Annotated in this window: 19 protein-coding genes; 9 read left to right on the top strand and 10 right to left on the bottom strand. The window is 70.8% G+C overall.

Annotation, left to right across the window (positions count from 1 at the left end; genetic code table 11):
- Positions 1–19: 19 nt before the first annotated feature.
- Together ACIA8E_RS03555 and ACIA8E_RS03550 are read right to left on the bottom strand one after the other, a co-directional pair.
- Positions 20–544, bottom strand: a complete 525-nt coding sequence (locus tag ACIA8E_RS03555; RefSeq protein WP_399293951.1) for a phage tail protein — start codon at positions 542–544, stop codon at positions 20–22.
- A gap of 28 nt (positions 545–572) precedes the next feature.
- A complete protein-coding gene (locus ACIA8E_RS03550) occupies positions 573–2,423 on the bottom strand; it encodes a phage tail sheath family protein (RefSeq protein WP_399293948.1) in 1,851 nt (616 codons plus the stop codon).
- Positions 2,424–2,929: 506 nt separating this feature from the next.
- On the opposite strand from ACIA8E_RS03550, the gene ACIA8E_RS03545 reads away from it, so the two are divergent.
- Entirely contained in the window at positions 2,930–3,391 is a 462-nt protein-coding gene (locus ACIA8E_RS03545; protein ID WP_399293945.1) for a hypothetical protein, read from the top strand.
- 39 nt (positions 3,392–3,430) lie between these two features.
- On the opposite strand, the gene msrB is transcribed toward ACIA8E_RS03545, so the two are convergent.
- The 4 genes from msrB to ACIA8E_RS03525 all read right to left on the bottom strand — a co-directional run bounded on the left by msrB (position 3,431) and on the right by ACIA8E_RS03525 (position 6,649).
- Positions 3,431–3,838 carry a peptide-methionine (R)-S-oxide reductase MsrB gene (gene msrB, locus ACIA8E_RS03540; RefSeq protein ID WP_030979272.1) on the bottom strand — a complete coding sequence of 136 codons (408 nt, stop codon included), beginning with the start codon at positions 3,836–3,838 and terminating at the stop codon, positions 3,431–3,433.
- 10 nt (positions 3,839–3,848) lie between these two features.
- Complete coding sequence (gene murC / locus ACIA8E_RS03535) at positions 3,849–5,243, bottom strand: UDP-N-acetylmuramate--L-alanine ligase (protein ID WP_399293942.1); 1,395 nt, start codon at positions 5,241–5,243, stop codon at positions 3,849–3,851.
- A gap of 39 nt (positions 5,244–5,282) precedes the next feature.
- The gene (locus ACIA8E_RS03530) at positions 5,283–5,735 is read right to left on the bottom strand and encodes an indole-3-glycerol phosphate synthase (RefSeq protein WP_352264800.1); all 453 of its coding nucleotides are present in this window, start codon (positions 5,733–5,735) and stop codon (positions 5,283–5,285) included.
- A 149-nt stretch (positions 5,736–5,884) separates the two neighbouring features.
- Entirely contained in the window at positions 5,885–6,649 is a 765-nt protein-coding gene (locus ACIA8E_RS03525) for a pyrimidine reductase family protein (RefSeq protein WP_399293939.1), read from the bottom strand.
- Between the two features lie 36 nt (positions 6,650–6,685).
- Here ACIA8E_RS03525 and zapE point away from each other — a divergent pair, with 36 nt between their 5' ends.
- The 3 genes from zapE to ACIA8E_RS03510 all read left to right on the top strand — a co-directional run bounded on the left by zapE (position 6,686) and on the right by ACIA8E_RS03510 (position 9,748).
- The gene (gene zapE, locus ACIA8E_RS03520; protein WP_399293936.1) at positions 6,686–7,777 is read left to right on the top strand and encodes a cell division protein ZapE; all 1,092 of its coding nucleotides are present in this window, start codon (positions 6,686–6,688) and stop codon (positions 7,775–7,777) included.
- 39 nt (positions 7,778–7,816) lie between these two features.
- The gene (locus ACIA8E_RS03515) at positions 7,817–8,242 is read left to right on the top strand and encodes an OsmC family protein (protein ID WP_345514065.1); all 426 of its coding nucleotides are present in this window, start codon (positions 7,817–7,819) and stop codon (positions 8,240–8,242) included.
- 126 nt (positions 8,243–8,368) lie between these two features.
- Positions 8,369–9,748 (top strand): alkaline phosphatase PhoX, encoded by a 1,380-nt coding sequence (locus tag ACIA8E_RS03510; protein WP_399293932.1) that lies wholly within the window; start codon positions 8,369–8,371, stop codon positions 9,746–9,748.
- Between the two features lie 298 nt (positions 9,749–10,046).
- Here the strand turns inward: ACIA8E_RS03510 and ACIA8E_RS03505 are convergent, their stop codons facing one another.
- From ACIA8E_RS03505 to ACIA8E_RS03490, 4 genes are read right to left on the bottom strand one after another with little or no spacing between them, the layout of a single operon-like run.
- A complete protein-coding gene (locus ACIA8E_RS03505; RefSeq protein ID WP_399293929.1) occupies positions 10,047–10,241 on the bottom strand; it encodes a hypothetical protein in 195 nt (64 codons plus the stop codon).
- 14 nt (positions 10,242–10,255) lie between these two features.
- Positions 10,256–10,924, bottom strand: coding sequence for an ABC transporter (locus ACIA8E_RS03500; RefSeq protein WP_399293926.1), 669 nt, complete (start codon positions 10,922–10,924; stop codon positions 10,256–10,258).
- Positions 10,921–11,784 carry an ATP-binding cassette domain-containing protein gene (locus tag ACIA8E_RS03495; protein ID WP_399293923.1) on the bottom strand — a complete coding sequence of 288 codons (864 nt, stop codon included), beginning with the start codon at positions 11,782–11,784 and terminating at the stop codon, positions 10,921–10,923. Before ACIA8E_RS03495 ends, ACIA8E_RS03500 begins: the two co-directional genes overlap by 4 nt.
- 11 nt (positions 11,785–11,795) lie before the next feature.
- Positions 11,796–12,473 carry an AIM24 family protein gene (locus ACIA8E_RS03490; RefSeq protein WP_399293920.1) on the bottom strand — a complete coding sequence of 226 codons (678 nt, stop codon included), beginning with the start codon at positions 12,471–12,473 and terminating at the stop codon, positions 11,796–11,798.
- 83 nt (positions 12,474–12,556) lie between these two features.
- On the opposite strand from ACIA8E_RS03490, the gene ACIA8E_RS03485 reads away from it, so the two are divergent.
- The 5 genes from ACIA8E_RS03485 (at position 12,557) to ACIA8E_RS03465 (ending at position 17,663) form a co-directional block, all read left to right on the top strand.
- Positions 12,557–13,324, top strand: coding sequence for a peptidyl-tRNA hydrolase (locus ACIA8E_RS03485; RefSeq protein ID WP_399293918.1), 768 nt, complete (start codon positions 12,557–12,559; stop codon positions 13,322–13,324).
- A 163-nt stretch (positions 13,325–13,487) separates the two neighbouring features.
- Positions 13,488–14,231, top strand: a complete 744-nt coding sequence (locus ACIA8E_RS03480) for a DUF4142 domain-containing protein (RefSeq protein ID WP_399295032.1) — start codon at positions 13,488–13,490, stop codon at positions 14,229–14,231.
- Positions 14,232–14,345: 114 nt separating this feature from the next.
- Positions 14,346–15,713 carry a DUF692 domain-containing protein gene (locus tag ACIA8E_RS03475; protein WP_399293915.1) on the top strand — a complete coding sequence of 456 codons (1,368 nt, stop codon included), beginning with the start codon at positions 14,346–14,348 and terminating at the stop codon, positions 15,711–15,713.
- Positions 15,714–15,718: 5 nt separating this feature from the next.
- The gene (locus ACIA8E_RS03470; protein WP_399293913.1) at positions 15,719–16,762 is read left to right on the top strand and encodes a TIGR04222 domain-containing membrane protein; all 1,044 of its coding nucleotides are present in this window, start codon (positions 15,719–15,721) and stop codon (positions 16,760–16,762) included.
- 112 nt (positions 16,763–16,874) lie between these two features.
- Positions 16,875–17,663, top strand: a complete 789-nt coding sequence (locus ACIA8E_RS03465) for a TIGR04222 domain-containing membrane protein (protein ID WP_399293910.1) — start codon at positions 16,875–16,877, stop codon at positions 17,661–17,663.
- The last annotated feature ends 117 nt before the right edge of the window (positions 17,664–17,780 follow it).

Genomic DNA, 17,780 nt, shown 5'->3' with positions numbered 1-17,780 from the left:
TCCGGTGCAAAGACGCCGCTCAGGCGGGATGGGTGAACGAGGGCTCGGCCGGCTCCTCCACCTCGTAGTCCCGCTCCCAGCCCTCGCATTCGAGCTTCACGCTCTGGATGGCGACGGCGTTGGCGTTGGCGTCCAGCTCGCCGAGCACCTGGTATTCGCTGACCCAGGCCCGGTAGAGCTTGTGCGAGACGGCCACCTGCCCGGCCTCGTTGAGGACCTGGATGATGATGTCCTTGCGGAAGTCCCGGAGCGACACCTCCGAGCCGAGCCCGGCACCGACCTGCCAGACCTTGTTGGCCCACCGGTCGAATTCGGGGTCGTGGGTGACACCGCGTTCGAGCGTGACACCCTCGAACTCGGAGCGGCCCGGCGACTTGCGCGGTGAACTCGGGTCACCGCCGTGGCGGTGCTTGACCACCTCGGTGGTGCGCTTCAGGGGACTGATCTTGCTGATGCCCGCGACCGTTCGACCGTCCCAGAGGACCAGGAACTTGAAATTCTTGTAGGGGTCGAAGCGATGGGCGTTTATCTGGAACTCAGCCATCGGTTTCCTTCGTGTTCCTTTTTCTTGGTTACGAGAGGTCGAACTGCCCGGCCATCTGCTGGATCTTCACGATGACGAACTCCGCGGGCTTCACCGGTGCGATGCCGATGACGACGTTGACGACACCGGCGTCGATATCCGCGTCCGTGGTGGTGTCCTTGTCGCACTTGACGAAGTACGCCTCGCGCGGAGTGCCGCCCTTGAACGCACCCTGCCGGAACAGGTCGTTGAGGTACGCGGACGCCTTGAGCCGGATCTGCTGCCAGAGCTGCTCGGCGTTGGGCTCGAAGACGACCCACTGCAGTCCGCGGTGCAGGCTCTCCTCGACATGCAGCGCGAGTCGGCGCACCGGCACGTACTTCCACGCGCTGTCGAGGGCGTCAGCGCCCTCGAGCGTGCGGGCACCCCACACCAGCGGGCCCACCACGGGGAAGGTGCGCAAACAGTTGATGCCCAGCGGATTGAGCAGCCCGTTCTCGCGGTCGGTGAGCTTGACCGTCAGCGACCGCACGCCGGCGAGCCGCGCCTCGGTCCCGGCCGGCGCCTTCCAGACACCGCGCTCGCCGTCGGTCCGGGCGATGACACCTGCGATGGCGCCCGAGGGCGGGAAGGAACGCAGTCGCCCGGTCAGCGGGTCGTTGAGCTGCAGATGCGGGTAGTACAGCCCCGCGTGATTGCTGCGTACGGGCTCGAACGCGCCGATACCGGCCCGCGCGGCGTCCACGCTGCCCCAGGTCGACGGCGAGTCGACGAGCAGGAAGATCCGCCGCTCCCGGCACAGCTGCTCGGCCGCGGAGAGCACGGTGACCATGTCCTCGGTGGATTCGTACGCCGAAAGCTCCGGCAGAGACAGCAGGTTGACGTCGTCCACGTCACGCAGTGCCTGGACGCCTGTCTTGCGCACCTCGCTGCCGATCAGGTCGCGCGGCCCGGGTGGGTCACCGTCCTTGCCGCCCTGCAGCGGGAAGACGGGCGGGTTGACCGAGGCTTCGAGGCCCAGGTCGTTGGCGCACTCGCCGACGAAGCGCACCACGTCGTCGGGATCGACGGACCCGGCGACGACCTGGAGACGCCGGCCGAAGGCAGTGACCTCGGCCCCGGCGAAAGCGTGCTTCCCCGGAGCGTCCGGCAGTGCGCGCAGCTTGCGCTCCAGCAGCAGGGCCAGCTCGGTCACGTTGCTCGGCGGTTCACCGTCGCGGTCCGGTTCGTAGAGCGTGAACTCGCGCTCCACATCTCCGAACTTGACTTTCAACTCGACGTTCAAGTCGGGCAGTTCCGCCGCGAAGGGCTTGGATACCGTGCCGGACGGGTCGGGCCTTCCGTCGTCGAGGACCTTCACCCGGACGAGGGAGGAACCCGCGTCGACGACCGTCTCCACGAAGCGGCCGTGGCCTGCGTTCATCGAGAGCCCGGTGAAGGACTCGCGGGCACCGCCGCGGGCATCGAGTATCTGGAGATTGAACGTTTCGTCCGGATCCGGGGTGTCGTGGTCGACGGCCACCCGCAGGCCGGAGCCCCAGATGCCGGGCTCCTTGGCGTGCACCTCCAGCACCGGGCACTCGCTGCGGCCCTCGGTGGAGTGGAGGGTGACACAGGCATCCTCACCGGTACCGCCCTTGGCCACCCGGACGACGACCGCGACCGTGCCGCCATTGCCGAAGAACTGATGCACCGCATAGCCGACCGCACTCTGTGAGGTGAGTCCGCCGAAGCGACGCTCGAAGTCCGCGAAGCTACTGACCCGCACCGGTTGATTGAGCGGACCCCGGCGGGTGTGCCCCACGAACGCGGTCACCGAAGTGGTGACCGATGCGATGGTGCGGATGCTGCTGGGAAGTTCCTCGATGTAAACGCCGGGATAGCCCATGTGCGTCGGCATTCCCCCTCCATTTCCCTTCGCGCACCGAGCAACGACGACAGGAAGTGAAGGAAATGTGAACGCGCGCACCCAGCCGCATACACGATCCCCTTTTGTTTCCCCCGTCGTTCACCCCGTGCGATATCGGTCTCGCAGGGCCATCCGCTTGCGCATGCGCCGGTGGCTCCTGATGCATGAGTTCCTCAGGGGAGTCTGTTACGCGCCCCAAGGACGGGTCAAGAGAGTGAATAGGCCATCCGGCGATGGTCGTCAGAGGAATCGACCACGGACGATTTTGCGTGGTCAGAGCATTTCACCGGCGGAATATGAAGATTGAATTCACGACCGCTTCACAGGAAGGTCAGCACCTGGGAGGGAATCAAGCCGAATGGGCTCGATGACGGCGCGCCGCCTTCCATTCCGCCGGAGCCGGGGCAGGTGGGGGGCACAGCGGTGTCGGCGGCAGGTACCGTAGAAGAACGATTTCGTGGGCCTCCTGGCGGGCTGCGTATACCCAGGAGGAACTCATGACGACGAACCGCGGACGCAAGGACGTCATCCGCGACCGGATGGCCGCCACCGGCGAGTCGTACAACGTCGCCGCCCGCAATCTCAAGGCGATGAAGGACATGGGCGCCACCCGTGACGCCGTCCTCACCCAGCGCTGGCACCCGGCGGACTCGCTCGATGTGCCGTGCCCCTGCGGCGGGACGTGCGAGCCGGGCGAGACGTGCGAGCGCTGTCACGCCCGGCACCGGCACGTGGCGCGCTACCCCGGCAGCGTCACCGACGTGGAGACGTGGGTGGACCGGTACGACTGCCTGGGCTGCCCGGCCTCGTACACGCTGACCGTCGTCCTGCGCGGCCGCCCCTGGGGCGTCGCCACGACGGTGGTTCAGGGCGGGGCGGCGGAGCCGGTGGTCAGGGCACGGGTGTTCCCCGGCGTCGCCCACCCGCTGCTGCGCCCCGAGACCCCCGAGAACGACTGACCGGCTGCGGGCGGATGCACAGCGCAGCCGGGCGTCGCGTCAGCTCTCGTCCGGTGCCAGGCGCAGCGAGATCGAGTTGATGCAGTACCGCTGGTCGGTCGGCGTGGGGTACCCCTCGCCCTCGAAGACGTGCCCCAGGTGCGAGCCGCAGCGCGCGCACCGCACCTCGGTGCGGACCATGCCGAGGCTGCGGTCCTGGATCAGCTCGACCGCGTCCGTGTCCTTCGGGTCGTAGAAGGACGGCCAGCCGCAGTGTGACTCGAACTTTGTGTCCGAGCGGAACAGCTCGGCGCCACAGGCCCGGCAGGAGTAGACGCCGGCCGTCTTGGTGTCGGTGTACTCACCGACGAAGGCCGGTTCGGTGCCGGCCTGGCGCAGGACCGCGTACTCGGCGGGCGTCAGCTCCGCCCGCCATTCCTCGTCCGGCTTCTCGATGTCGTACGACACGGTGGCTCCCTCAGCTCGACAGGTGATCCAGGATCTGCGGGCCGAGGTCCGTGACGTCGCCCGCCCCCATGGTGAGAACGAGGTCGCCGGGCTTCGCCATTCCCGTGATGACCCCGGGGACCGCCGCCTTGTCGTGGACGGCGGTGACGTCGGCGCCGGCCGCCTTCGCCGCGTCGATGATCAGGGTGCTGGTGACGCCGGGGATCGGGTCCTCACGGGCCGGGTAGATGTCCAGGATCACGGAGGCGTCGGCGAGGGCGAGCGCCTGGCCCATCTCCGTACCGAGCTCCTGGGTGCGGGAGAAGAGATGCGGCTGGAAGACGACCAGGAGGCGCGCATCGGAAGCGGCGCCGCGCATCGCTTCGAGGTCGGCGGTCATCTCCGTCGGGTGGTGCGCGTACGAGTCGATGACCTGGACGCCCGCCGCCTCGCCCTTGAGCTGGAGGCGGCGCTTGACCCCGGTGTACTTGCCGAGCGCGGAGGCCAGGTTGTGGGCCGGGATGCCCAGTGCGACACCGGCGGCCAGGGCGGCGACCGCGTTGTGGGCGTAGTGGCTGCCCGGGACGGAGACCGTGAACGTGAGGAACTTGCCGTTCAGGACGACCGTGACTTCGCTGGTCAGTCCGCGCGGGGTGATCTTGTGGACGCGTACGTCGGCGGTCTCGGACTCGCCGTACGTGACGATGTTCAGGGAGGAGAGGTCGCGCACACGCCTCGTCAGCTCGACCGCGCCGGACTGGTCCGCGGAGACGACCAGGGTGCCGCCGGGGACGATCTTCCCGACGAACGTCTCGAAGGAGTCGTAGATCTCGTCCATCGAGGCGTAATTCGCGTGGTGGTCCAGCTCCACGTTGAGAACGATTGCGACCTCGGGGTCGTACTTCTGGAAGCTGCGGTCGCTCTCGTCGGCCTCGGCGACGAAGATGTCGCCCTCGCCGTGCGTCGCGTTGGTGCCCGGGCCGGCCAGGTCCCCGCCGATGGCGTACGACGGGTCGAGGCCCAGCTCGGAGAGGGCGACGGCCAGCATCGACGTGGTGGTCGTCTTGCCGTGGGTGCCGGCGACGGCGATGGCGCGCAGGCCCTGCATCAGCGAGGCGAGCGCGTCCGATCGGTGCACGACGGGGATCGACAGCTCGGCGGCGCGCAGCAGCTCCGGGTTGTCGGCGCGGATGGCGCTGGAGACGACCACGCAGGACGCGTCGTCCGCCAGATGACCGGCGGCGTGGCCGACGTGGACGGTCGCGCCCAGTGCCCGCAGGGCCTCGGCCGTACCGGACTCCTTGGCGTCGCTGCCCGCGACCTTCGCGCCGCGCCGGGCGAGGATTTTCGCGATGCCCGACATCCCGGCGCCCCCGATGCCGATGAAGTGCGGTCGTTCCATGGCGGCAGGAATACCGGGTGCCATGCGCGTATCTCCCAAAAGTTGTGGTGCGACGCCCCCAGCCTATTCGCTGTGCGCGAAGAGTTTGAGCACAGGTACGCCGACCTTGTGCCGGGCCCTGGACGCCCAGTCGCGGTGGAAGAACTCCTCCACGTAGTGCGGGGCGGTCAGCACGATGACCTCGTCGGCCCCCGCCTCGTCGACCACGGACTTCAGCTTGTCCAGCGGGTGGTCCTCGACCACCTGTCCGACCGCTTCGGAGCCCGCCTTGCGCAGCGCGGCGAGCGAGACCTCGAGGGCCAGCTCGGCGGACTGCCTGGCGTCCTTGCCCTCGGGCTCCCCGATCTCGCGGGCCGCTTCCTTCAGCTCGCCGATCGCCACGTCGTCGATGGCGCGCAGCAGTACGTCGGCCTGGTCACCGCGCGGCTGCATCAGTACGACGAACGAGGTCCCCTCGTCCCCGTGGAGTGTGGTGACGAACTCGACGTCCTCGGAAGTGAGGGGCTTCTCGATCATCAAAACGCTGGTGAACACCACAGGCGCCCTTCTGTTCCATCGACCGTCGCAGGCCGCTGCCGAAACCGTCCTTCCCCGTGCCGGCACGGGGACTGCGAGAGCTATTGTGCCCACCGGAAGCTAACCGGAACGGGATATTCCGATGATTGTCAGATCCGACGGTACCGAGTGAAGAGGAACCCGGCCTCCTCCAGCAGCGACGCCAGGGTGAATCGTTCCGGCACCGCCACCGCCGGACCTCCGGCGATCCGCTGGGCGTCCCCGGCGGTCAGCATCGGCGAGAGGGTCAGACACAGCTCGTCCAGTACCCCGGCAGCGATGAACTGACCGAGCAGCCGGGGTCCGCCCTCCGCCAGCTGCCGCTTGAGCCCGCGGTCCGCGAGTTCCCGTACGGCCCTGGCGGGGTCCACCCTGGAGCCTTCCCCCGCGGTCACCACCTCGGCGCCCGCCTTCCGGGCCGCTTCGATCCGAGCCGGCGGCGCACCGTTGCCGGTGAGGACGAGGGTCGGGACGAGCGGCGAGACGAACAGCGGAAGCGAAAAGTCCAGATCCAGGCTGCCGCTGACCACGGCGATCGCCGGTGCGGGCCCCTGCCCGGCCGCCGCCCGCCGTGCCGCGAAGGCCTCCCGGGCCCGGGCCGGCCGGTAACCCTCCATGCGTACGGTCTCCGCACCCACCACGACGACATCGGCCAGCCCGCGCAACGTACCGAAGATCCGCATGTCCGTCTCGCAGGAGATCGGCTGCGAACGGCCGTCGTGCTGGGCGGCGCCGTCGAGCGTGGAGACCATGTTGGCGCGCAGCCACGGGCCGTCCCCTCCGGGGTACGCATAGGCGCCGGCCAGCTCGTCCAGACTCCACTCCCCCGCTTCGGCAGCCGGTGTCTGGTCGGTCACAGGGAAGAGGCGTCGCATTCGTGCAGTCTCGCACGGCGCTTAAGCTTGACAGCTGTGTCGTCCTCCACCGCCGTGCCTGGGCAGAGTCCCATAGCCGAAACGGCCCCGCTGTCCCTGTGCGCCCTTCAGCCGCACGTCCCTGCCGACCGTCTGGTCGCCGAGATGGTGCCGCCGCCGCGCTTCGACTCGGTGCGCTTCGACACGTACGTCCCCGACCCCGACCAGCCCAGTCAGGTCGAGGCGGTCAAGGTCCTCAGCGGGTTCGCGACCGGGCTCGGCGGTGCGCACGCGACCGGTACCGGCAAGCGCAAGTGGTTCGGCAGGAAGGCTGCGCCGGTGGCCGGACCGCTCGGCGTGTATCTCGACGGCGGTTACGGCGTCGGCAAGACACACCTGCTGGCCTCGCTCTGGCACGCCACGCCCGCCGCCCCGTCGCTCAAGGCGTTCGGCACCTTCGTGGAGCTGACACATCTGGTCGGCGCCCTGGGCTTCCAGCAGACCGTGCAGACACTCAGCGGGCACCGGCTCCTCTGCATCGACGAGTTCGAACTCGACGACCCGGGCGACACCGTCCTGGTGTCGTCGCTGCTCAGCAGGCTGGTCGAGGCGGGGGTCGCGCTGGCCGCCACCTCCAACACGCTGCCCGGCAAGCTCGGCGAGGGGCGCTTCGCCGCCGCCGACTTCCTGCGGGAGATCCAGGGTTTGTCCTCGCACTTCCGCCCGCTGCGGATCGACGGCGAGGACTACCGGCACCGCGGGCTGCCCGAGGCCCCCGCGCCGTACTCCGACGAGCAGGTCACCAGGGCGGCGTACGCCACCACGGGCGCGAGCCTGGACGACTTCCCGTCGCTGCTCGACCATCTGGCCCGTGTCCATCCGAGCCGGTACGGCGCGCTGACGGACGGCGTCGGGGCGGTCTGCCTCACCGACGTGCAGCCGGTGCCGGACCAGTCGACGGCGCTGCGGCTCGTGGTACTCGCCGACCGGCTGTACGACCGGGAGATACCGGTGCTCGCCTCCGGGCTCCCGTTCGACCGACTGTTCAGCGACGAGATGCTGAACGGGGGATACCGGAAGAAGTACTTCCGGGCGATCTCCCGGCTGACGGCGCTGGCGCGCGACGCAAAGGGACTGGTGGCGCAGTAGGTTCGGCTGCGGTAACTCCATCATCCGAAGGGAACCAGCATGGCAACCACGCGTCAGGCGCACACGGTCTGGGAAGGCAACCTGATCGAGGGCGAGGGCGTTGTCACCTTCGACTCCTCCGGCATCGGGGACTACGCGGTGTCGTGGCCGTCCCGCGCCGAAAAGGCGAACGGCAAGACCAGCCCGGAGGAGCTCATCGCGGCGGCGCACTCCAGCTGCTTCTCGATGGCGCTGTCCAACGGTCTGACCACGGCCGGCAACGCGCCGACCCGGCTGAACACCCAGGCCGAGGTCACCTTCCAGCCCGGCACGGGCATCACCGGCATCCACCTCACCGTGCAGGGCGAGGTGCCCGGTCTCGACGAGGCGGGCTTCATCAAGGCGGCCGAGGACGCCAAGGCGAACTGCCCGGTCAGCCAGGCGCTCACTGGCACGACGATCACCCTGACCGCTTCGCTCGTCTGATCCCACGGGCCACGGCAAGCCCGCGACGCGTCACCAGGCAGAGTGACCCGCATGGTTCACGCGCGGCGATACGCGTGGTACACACATGCGGGTCACTTCTCCTGTCCGCCAGCAGGGAGTTGCCTCATGTCAACTGCACCAGCACGACGACTCGCAACACGCCGACAGGTCCTGGCCGGCAGCGGTGCGACCGCTGCCTCGATCGCCTTCGCCGGGGCCTTCTCCGAACTCTTCGCGGGCACCGCGGCCGCCCGTGGCCACAGCGGCTACGGACCGCTGGTCCCCGACCCGGACGGCCTGCTCGATCTGCCGAAGGGGTTCCGCTACCGGGTGCTGTCCCGGGAGGGCGACCGACTCCGCTCCGGCGAGGGCCCGGTCCCCAGCAACCACGACGGCATGGCCGCCTTCGCCGGCCACCGGGGCCGCGTCCACCTCGTCCGCAACCACGAGAACCGGGTCACCGCGAAGATCGCGGTCCCGGCCGTCGACGGCCTCACCTACGACCCGATGGGCAAGGGCGGCTGCACAGCACTGGAGCTCGACAGCCGCGGCGCCGTCCTCGGCGAACGCGTGGCCATCGCCGGCACCGCGGTGAACTGCGCGGGCGGCCGCACCCCTTGGAACACCTGGCTGACCTGCGAGGAGACCGAGGACCGGGCCGGCACCAACGGCTACACCAAGGACCACGGCTTCATCTTCGAGGTGGACGGCGCCGACCCGCACCGCACCGGAGCTGTGCCGCTCACCGCGATGGGCCGGTTCCAGCACGAGGCGATCGCGATCGATCCGAACAACGGGATCGTCTACGAGACGGAGGACGCGTTCGAGAAGCCGTTCGGGCTCTTCTACCGCTTCCTGCCGGAGAAACCACTGGGCGGCACGGGCTCCTTGCGGGCCGGCGGCGAACTTCAGGCCATGCGGGTGCCCGACGTCCCCGACCTGTCCGTCATCCAGGAGACCGGCGCGAGCTTCGACCGGATCGAGTGGGTCCCCGTACCGGATCCGCAGGCCGCGGGGACGCCCATCCGGCTGCAGGACTTCGGTCCGAAGGGCATCACACACGCCCAGAAGCTGGAGGGCTGCTACTGGGGCGGCTCGTCGGTCTACTTCGTCTCCAGCTTCGCGCAGAGTGCGGCGGGGTCGGCGGCCGACCACTTCGGCCAGGTGTGGCGGTACGAACCGAAGCGCCGCCGCCTCACCCTGGTGGTCGTCTTCGGCCCGGGTACGGATGTCCAGCTGCCCGGTGAGTCCCCCGACAACATCTGCCTGGCGTCCGACGGCGGGCTGATGGTGTGCGAGGACGGCAACGGCGCCCAGCATGTGTTCGGTGTGACGCGGAGCGGCGAGGTGTACGCGATGGCGCGCGGCCGACAGAACATCGGTACGCCGCAGGAGCCGGAGTGGGGCGAGTTCGCCGGGGTCACGTTCGCGCCCGACGGCGGAACGATGTTCGTGAACTGCTACACGCCCGGGACGACGTTCGCCGTGACGGGCCCTTGGCGCTGATCCGTTGATGCGCTGAGCAGTCCGGGGGCGGCGGGCCGCACCGTCCGCCGCCCCCGGACCGGATCGGCCCGCGGCGCCAACCAGTTGGTGAAGGCCCTGTCCGTGGTGCGCAGGTGCGGTCGCTCGGCCGCGGATGCCTGGTACTTCCGGGGGCCGTCCTGGGGGTACCCGGGGCGAGGGTAACCACCGTGGTCAGGACCGCCGTGGGCCGGTGAACGCGGCTGGGGCCACATCAACTCCAGGAAGGGCAGCAGCTGATGACTCGGCTCGGCGTCCTCCGTGCGCGTCCGGTGACTCGTCAGCCCGAGCAGGCCGTGCGCTGGGCCTCCTGCCACTCGCAGACCGGGCAGAGGGTGATCCCCTTGACCGACTCCGGATATTCGGTCGGCTTCCGGCACAGCACGCACTCCGCGTACGCCGGTTCCGATTCCGGTGCGCCCGGAGCCACCGCCACCGGCCTCACGCCGGGCGTCCCGCAGTACGACTCGTCCATGCGCACGAGCCTACTCACCCGCGCAGCGAAGTGAGCCGGCAGACGATCGTCCCGACCGCGGCGGCCACGGCAGCAGCGCAGATCAGCGGCACGACAGGGATGCGGACCGCCCCGGTCAGCGAACCGGTGACCAGCCCCGTGACCGCGTACTTCGCAGGCGAGCCGCTGGTCACCAGGGACAGCAGGGCGGCGAGCGCGGTGGTCGCGATCGACCAGCCGCGGCGGTGCAGCACCGGGCGCGTGCACAGCGCGCCGACCGCCGCTCCGAGCAACGCGCAGCAGGCGGCGGCGAGCAGGCCGGCGAGTCCGGCGGGCAGCAGCGGAACGCGGACGGTGTGGTCGGCGTCGGCCGGATCGCTGATCAGCAGCACCACCACAGTGGCCACCGTGCCCAGCAGCGCGGCGCTGCCCACAGCGGTGAGCAGCGACGCCAGATGGACCCTCGCCGGCCCGGTCACGGCGGCGGCGACGGTCCGGGCAGCGGCCGGTTCCTGGGTGGCGCAGAGCTGGACGAGCCAGGCGGTGACGGGCAGGAGCGCAGCGGCGGCGTAACCGAGCGAGTCGAGCACGGGCTGCCCCGACCGGACTCCCACGGCGAGGAAGACCGCGTACAGCAGGACGGGGGCGAGCCAGCGCTGGGAGCGGAGCAGCAGGGCGGCCTGGTAGCGGAGCAGCGCGGTCATGGGATCTGGGACGGTTCGGTCCGGGGTGTCGGTTCCGGTGCTGCCGCTGCCGACAGCTGCCGGATGTGCCACGGCGGGCGGGCCGTCAGCAGGGCGCGCAGGAGTGCGTCCGAGTGCACGGCCGCGACCGTGAGACGCAGGGTGCCGTCGGGTCCTTGCTCCTGCGCGGGGGCGCCCGGCAGCCCAGCCGGAAGGGTGGCCCCGGACGCACCGGTGACCTCGATCCGTACCCGCGGCCCGGTCTCGTACGGCGCCTCCCGCGCCGCTACGTGGACGAGCCCGAGCCCCTCGACCCGGTGCGTGGTGTCGATCACGCCCACGAGCCGGCGCGGGTCGTGGTCGACGAAAACAACGGTGGCTCCGGCCGTGACCCGTTCCGCGACGGCGCGGTCCAGTTCGTCGCGGGCCGCGGCGTCCAGGCCGGTCCATGCCTCGTCCAGGACGAGGAGTTCCGGTTCGGCAAGGAGGGCCTGGGCCACGGCGACCTTCTGGCTGGTGCCCTTGGAGAGTTCCGACAGCGGTGTACGGGCGTGGTCGGCGGCCCCGAACCGGGCCAGCCATGCCTGCGCCCGCCCGGTCGCCTCGGCGCTGCGCAGGCCGTGGATCCGGCCCAGGTGGACGAGGTACCCGGCCGCAGTGAAGGGCAGCGCCGCCGGGAAACGCTCGGGAACATAGGCCGTACGCGGCCTGCGGCCGGTGATCCGCCCCTCGGTCGGGGCGTCGATCCCCGCGAGCAGCCTCAGCAGGGTTGATTTGCCCGAACCGTTGGCGCCCTCGATCCGGATCAGGGTGTGCGCGGGCAGGTCGAGGTCGACCCCGCGCAGCACCCACGGTCCGCCGAGGCCGTAGCGACGGCCCACCCCGGTCAGGTTCAGTTGGCCGATGCCTTCTCGGGCTTGAGCTCACTGGGCCGTACGATCACGAACCCCTCGCCGTCCAGCCTCAGTTGGACGGCCTCCCCGGAGCCGCCGCGGATCATCGAGCCGAAGCTCTGCGAGCGGTGCAGCGACGTGACCAGTTGACTGCTCCAGCCGACCACGGCGTCGGTGTCGACGCACACCGGCTGATGAGCCGTGACCGGGATCACTATGGGATGCCCTTCACACATCAGGCCGAGCTTGCCGTAGCCACTGAAGACGCTGTTGAAGATTCCGCCGCCGGTCATTCCGGCACCCTTCACCGTCTTGATCTCGTACGAGAGGGTGGCGTCGAAACACAGGACGTTGCGACCGTTGATGGTGAGGACGTCGCCCTGCTCCATCTCCACGATGAAGCAGTTGGCGGCCTCGTGGGCGAACCACGCCTCACCCTGGCCGCGGACCGCCATCAGCGGCAGGCCCTCTCCGGTGACGGCGCGCTTGAGCATGCCGCCGAGGCCCTGGCCCTTGCGCTCGAACTGCAGATCGCCGCGGAAGGCGACCATCGATCCCTGGCGTGCGTGCATCTCGCCGTTCACGGCGTACTTGATGGACTTGGTGTTCTGCAGGGTCATTCCCGGGGCGGTTGCCGGCTTGACCATGTTCTCGCTGGAAAAGAGATCGCTCTTCATGCGGTGCATCCTCACCCGGAGCGGTTCATTCCGCCAAGGAGCCGGGAAACCCGGGGAGAGGGACGGCTGGCAGACTTGGACGGGTGAGCAGCAACGACACCTCCCCTCCCCTGTCCCAGCCGGACTCCTCGGCCCGGTCGGGCGCCACGTCCACGTCCGTCTCCCCTTTCCAGTCCGAGCGGAACAGCCGGGACGACGCCCCGCAGTACGTACTGCCGCTGGTCGTGCACATCGAGAAGACCGACCCCCCGGCCCGCACCGACGCACTGCGCACCGCCGCCCGCGCCGTCCTCGTGATGCTCTCCGACGAGCGGTCCGTCGGCGAGGGCGAGTGGGCGCAGGCCATCCACGACTGGCAGGACGCCCGGATCCGCAAGGTCGTGCGCCGGGCGCGCGGCGCGGAGTGGCGCAAGGCGTCCGCCCTTCCCGGCATCACGGTCACGGGCGAGAGCGCCGAGGTGCGGGTGTTCCCGCCGGTGCCGCTGGACGCCTGGCCGAAGGAACTGGCCAAGCTCCAGGTGTCGGGCACGGACCTGGACGACCCCGAGCCGCCCGCCGCACCCGACCCGTCCGACCCGGTGCTGTGGCTGAACCCGGAGCTCGGCATGTCCGCGGGCAAGGAGATGGCGCAGGCCGGGCACGGGGCACAGCTCGCCTGGTGGGAGCTGTCGGAGACGGAGCGCAAGGCATGGCGCGAGGCCGGGTTCCCGCTCTCCGTCGCCACCCCGGACGCCGCTCGCTGGGCGGAACTCACCGTGAGCGGACTTCCGGTGGTGCGCGACGCCGGCTTCACGGAGATCGCCCCGGGATCCTGCACGGTGGTCGCCGAACATCCGGCGCTGCGTCGCTGAGCGTCCGGCATGCGCCGTTGAACGCTCCGGTGCGCCGCTGCGTATCTCCCGATACTGCCCCACCGGCACTACTGACCAGTATCTTGAGCGACCAGTCAGGCGCCGGTCGTTGGAACCGGCAGTCGATTCGACGCCGTCACGCCTCGGCCCGGGAGAAATCTTGTTGCGACGCATCAACGGAACGGCCCTCATCATCGCGGCACTTGTCGCCACGCTCGGCGCGCTCGCCTACCCCGTCTGGTCCTACGCCGACCGTTCCGGCACCGGTCAGGCCAATCTCGACGCGTCGTCCGTCGCCACGCAGTGGGGTCCGCTCTCCGCGACCGACCGGGACTTCCTCGTGAGGGTGCGCCTGGCCGGGCTCTGGGAGCTTCCCGCCGGGCAGCAGGCCATCGAGCGTGCGCCGAGCGAGGCGGTCAAGGCCGCCGGGGACCATCTGGTGGTCGGGCACACGGATCTGGACCGCCGGGCCCGGGACGTGGCCGCCAAGCTCGGTGTGGAGCTGCCGAACCAGCCGACCGAGCAGCAGCAGGGCTGGCTGCGCGAGCTGACGGCGGCGAGCGGCGAGGACTACGAGCGCAAGTTCGCCAATCTGCTGCGGGCCGCGCACGGCAAGGTCTTCGCACTGGTCGCCCAGGTCCGGGCCACCACCCGCAATTCGCTGATCCGTCAGCTGGCGACCGACGCCAACCAGACCGTGCTGGACCACATCACCATGCTGGAGGGCACCGGCTTCGTCGACTACGACGCGATCGCCCGCGATGCGGCGGCCACGGCGACGGCCAGTCCGACCGGGCCGCCCCCGCCGGCCGGCGGGGCGGTGCCGCCCCCGCCGGCGCCCGCGGAGCCCACCGGGGACCAGTCGTTCACTTCGCGTCCGTCCACCATGCCGATGCCGATGCCGTGATCCGGCCCGCCCCGGGGCCGGAACCTCAAATCCTGCTCTGAACGTCCCCCTCTTCGGATTGGCCCCCGCCCGACGGGGCCATTACCCCTGCACGGAGCGGAGGAGGGGGACACCATGGAGCTGGGCATCGGTATCGGCTGGCGGCCGGAGATCGCTGAGGCGGTGGAGGCACTGCCGGGGATCGACTGGGTGGAGGCGGTCGCGGAGAACCTCTGCACCGACCATCTGCCCGAATCCCTGGTACGGCTCCGCGCGCGCGGCGTGACCGTCGTCCCGCACGGCGTCTCGCTGGGGCTCGGCGGGGCCGACCGCCCCGACCCCGGCCGGCTCGCCGACCTCGCCGCCCGGGCCGTGCTGCTGGAGACGCCGCTGGTCACGGAGCACATCGCGTTCGTGCGGGCCGGGGGGCCACGCACCGCGTCGCCGAGGCTCGAAGCGGGCCACCTGCTGCCCGTACCGAGGACCTGGGAAGCACTGGACGTCCTGTGCGAGAACGTGCGGATCGCACAGGACTCGCTGCCGGTGCCGCTGGCGCTGGAGAACATCGCGGCGCTGATCGCCTGGCCCGGCGAGGAGCTGACCGAGGGCCAGTTCCTGGCCGAACTCGTCGAGCGCACCGGGGTCCGGCTGCTGATCGATGTCGCCAACCTGCACACCAACCACGTCAACCGGGGCGAGGACCCCGCGAAGGCGCTCGACGAACTGCCCGTGGAGGCGATCGCCTACGTCCATGTGGCGGGCGGCCTCGAGAAGGACGGCGTCTGGCACGACACGCACGCCCACCCGGTGACCCGGCCCGTTCTGGACGTGCTCGCCGAACTCCGCTCCCGGATCGCCCCGCCCGGTGTGCTGCTGGAGCGCGACGACGACTTCCCGCCGGTGGAGGAACTGGCGGGCGAACTGACGGCGATCCGCGCCACGTTGGCAGCGGCGGGGAAGGCCCGGTCGGGCTCCGGGTCCGAGGCGGGGGCGCACGGCTCCGGCGGCGTCGCCCCGGTCGCCTCGCCGGTCGAGCCCGCAGGACGCGCGACTGCCACTGCCACCAGCGCTGCCGCCACCGGGCTCGGCACCGATGGAGCGCGCGATCGCGCCGCCGTCGCACAGACCGCCTTGCTCTCCGCACTCGTGGCAGGCACCCCCGCCCCCGAGGGATTCGACCACCGTCGCCTGGGCGTGCAGAGCCGTGCCCTGGCCGCCAAGCGGGCCGACGTCGTCGCCAAGGTGGCGCCCGAGCTACCCGGGATCCTCGGAGACGGCTACCGGGACGCCTTCCTCGCGTACGCCAGAACCCGCCCCATGTCCGCCGGATACCGGCGCGACGCACTGGACTTCGCCGAACAGCTGCTGATCACCGGCCGGCCCGCGGACGACGCCGCCCGGCGTCGTCTGACCCACTGGTGGCAGGACCGTGCGGCCGCCAGGCCACCGCGTCGCACGACCCGGCTGGTACGGGCCGCCCGCGCCACGCTGATCGGAAGGTGAGCGCCATGAACGTCGTCGCTCTGCTGGTGACGCTGGGCGTCGTCGTCTCCTCGACGCTCCTGATCGTGGGGCTCGCCAAGGCCCGGCGCGGACCCGGTGGCCCCGCGCACGACTTCTACGAGGTGGCCTTCCTGAACGGCGGGCCCGGCAGAGTGGTGGACACCGCGCTCGCCGCGCTGCACGCGGACGGACGCCTGGTGGTCGGCGGCCCCGGCATCGTCGCCATCACACGGCCGGTCGCCCACGACCCGGTGGAGAGGGCCGTGCTCGAGGCGCACGCCGCCGCCCCCAGCGGCGCGCTGCACACCCTGCGGGACGCCGCGATGCGGCACCCTGCCGTGCAGGAGGTCGGCGACGGACTCGCGGCCCGCGGGCTGCTGGCCGCGCCGGAGACCACCCGGAAGTGGCGCCGCTGGGGCGTGATCCAGGGGCTCGGCTGCCTCCTGGCCCTTCCGGCCTCGTTCGCAGTGACGGTGGCTCAGTTCGTGGCGGAGAGCGGCCCGACCGGCTTCTCCGTCCCCTTCATCGTCAAGGTGCTTCCCGCCCTGGTCGTGGGCGTCCCGATCGGGCTCGTATGCGCGGGCATCGCCCGTGCCCGGATCACCGGCGCGGGCCGGCAGGCGGCCCAGCAGTACCGTGCCGCCCATGCCGGCACCGCGGAGCCGGCCCATCTGGTGGCGACGCTCGGACTGCGTGCGCTGCCGGATCCCGTACTGCGGACGCAACTGGTGACAGCTGCGCGGATGCGGACGACCGCCGGACGGCGGCCCATGTCGCCCTCGCACCTCTCCTCGTCCTCCTCCGGCAGTGGCGACTACCTCATGGCGACGGCGTGGTGCGCCGGTTCGGGCCAGGCCGACTCCGGCTGCGGAAGCTCCAGCGGATCCCCGGGCGGCGGCGGCGGAGGCAGCACGTGCGGAGGTGGCGGCGGGTGCAGTTCGGGAAGCAGCTGCAGCTCCGGATCCAGTTGCTCCGGCTCCAGTTGCTCCAGCAGCTCCGGCTCCAGCTGCTCCAGCAGCAGTGGTTCGAGCTGCAGCAGCAGTTCGTGAGAGGGCGGGGCGGCCTCCGCGGCCGCCCCGGTCACCTCGGTCACCTCGGTCCACCGTCCGCATGGTGGAAAGCCGTGGCGCTCCGCCGTCCGCCTCGCATAGAAATCCCGACATGCTCTGGGTTCTGTTTCTGCTGGTCGCATGGGGTGCGGCGGCCGTGTCCTGTCTCCGGCTCTGTCTGGCCGCCGCGTCCGTCGACCGGGCGCGGGACCCCGGAGACGTCGAACTGACCCTGTACGAGACCGCGTTCCTGACGGGCGGCCCGCACCGGGTCGCCGACCTCGCCCTCGTCACCATGCATCTGCGCCGCCGTCTGCTGCTTGCCCACACCGGCTGGGCAACGGTCGTCGATCCCGAGGGCCGGGACGAGGTCGAACGCACGGTGATCCGTGCCATCGGCCCGGACGGGCAGTCGCCGATCCCTCCGGTGCGTTCGGCGGCGGCTGCCGCCGATGCCGTACGCGCCCTCGCCGACCGCCTCGTCAGGGCTGGTCTGGCCCTGCCCGGCGGCGAACGGACGGACATCGCCTCAGCGGTGCGCGCGGTGCGCGGATCGGCCCTGCTGGCGGCCGTGATGGCGGGTGCCGCACTCCTGCTTCCCGGCCAGGGGCGGGAAATCGGCAGCCCGGAGGCGGCCGAACTCGTCTGGTTCGGGCTGCCGCTCGTCCTGACGCTCGGCGCTCTGGCCATCGCCCGGATGGAGATCCATCCGTACAGCTCCTGGGCCTCCCCCACCGGGCAGCGGCTGTTGAATTCGGTGGCCGTCCCGACGGGCGGCTCGGATCGTGACGTTCTGGCGGCGGTCGCCGTACGAGGTGTCCGTGCCGTCGACGATCCGGCGCTGCGCGCCGCGCTCTCGGCTGGCGGCCACCCGGCGCATCCGGCACATCAGGGGCATTGAATGTGCCGTGCACGACGCGAACTTCTGCGCCCCGGCCGCATGCGCTCGGGTAGCGGGCAGAGACCCTGACGGGCCCGGCCTTTCGAGAGGCCGGGCCTGCTGTGCCCCCACGGGAGC

This window comes from Streptomyces sp. NPDC051664 (assembly GCF_044453545.1).
GTDB lineage: Bacteria > Actinomycetota > Actinomycetes > Streptomycetales > Streptomycetaceae > Streptomyces.
This window is presented reverse-complemented; position numbering and strand designations above follow the sequence as displayed.

Excerpts from the sequence above, each read along its gene's own strand:
- ACIA8E_RS03470 (WP_399293913.1), top strand. The coding sequence starts at position 15,719 with ATGAACGTCGTCGCTCTGCTGGTGACGCTGGGCGTCGTCGTCTCCTCG.
- ACIA8E_RS03545 (WP_399293945.1), top strand. The coding sequence starts at position 2,930 with ATGACGACGAACCGCGGACGCAAGGACGTCATCCGCGACCGGATGGCC.
- ACIA8E_RS03515 (WP_345514065.1), top strand. The coding sequence starts at position 7,817 with ATGGCAACCACGCGTCAGGCGCACACGGTCTGGGAAGGCAACCTGATC.
- ACIA8E_RS03475 (WP_399293915.1), top strand. The coding sequence starts at position 14,346 with ATGGAGCTGGGCATCGGTATCGGCTGGCGGCCGGAGATCGCTGAGGCG.
- ACIA8E_RS03525 (WP_399293939.1), bottom strand. The coding sequence starts at position 6,649 with ATGCGACGCCTCTTCCCTGTGACCGACCAGACACCGGCTGCCGAAGCG.
- ACIA8E_RS03465 (WP_399293910.1), top strand. The coding sequence starts at position 16,875 with ATGCTCTGGGTTCTGTTTCTGCTGGTCGCATGGGGTGCGGCGGCCGTG.
- ACIA8E_RS03510 (WP_399293932.1), top strand. The coding sequence starts at position 8,369 with ATGTCAACTGCACCAGCACGACGACTCGCAACACGCCGACAGGTCCTG.
- ACIA8E_RS03530 (WP_352264800.1), bottom strand. The coding sequence starts at position 5,735 with ATGATCGAGAAGCCCCTCACTTCCGAGGACGTCGAGTTCGTCACCACA.
- murC (WP_399293942.1), bottom strand. The coding sequence starts at position 5,243 with ATGGCACCCGGTATTCCTGCCGCCATGGAACGACCGCACTTCATCGGC.
- ACIA8E_RS03500 (WP_399293926.1), bottom strand. The coding sequence starts at position 10,924 with ATGACCGCGCTGCTCCGCTACCAGGCCGCCCTGCTGCTCCGCTCCCAG.
- ACIA8E_RS03555 (WP_399293951.1), bottom strand. The coding sequence starts at position 544 with ATGGCTGAGTTCCAGATAAACGCCCATCGCTTCGACCCCTACAAGAAT.
- ACIA8E_RS03550 (WP_399293948.1), bottom strand. The coding sequence starts at position 2,423 with ATGCCGACGCACATGGGCTATCCCGGCGTTTACATCGAGGAACTTCCC.
- ACIA8E_RS03505 (WP_399293929.1), bottom strand. The coding sequence starts at position 10,241 with ATGGACGAGTCGTACTGCGGGACGCCCGGCGTGAGGCCGGTGGCGGTG.
- ACIA8E_RS03490 (WP_399293920.1), bottom strand. The coding sequence starts at position 12,473 with ATGAAGAGCGATCTCTTTTCCAGCGAGAACATGGTCAAGCCGGCAACC.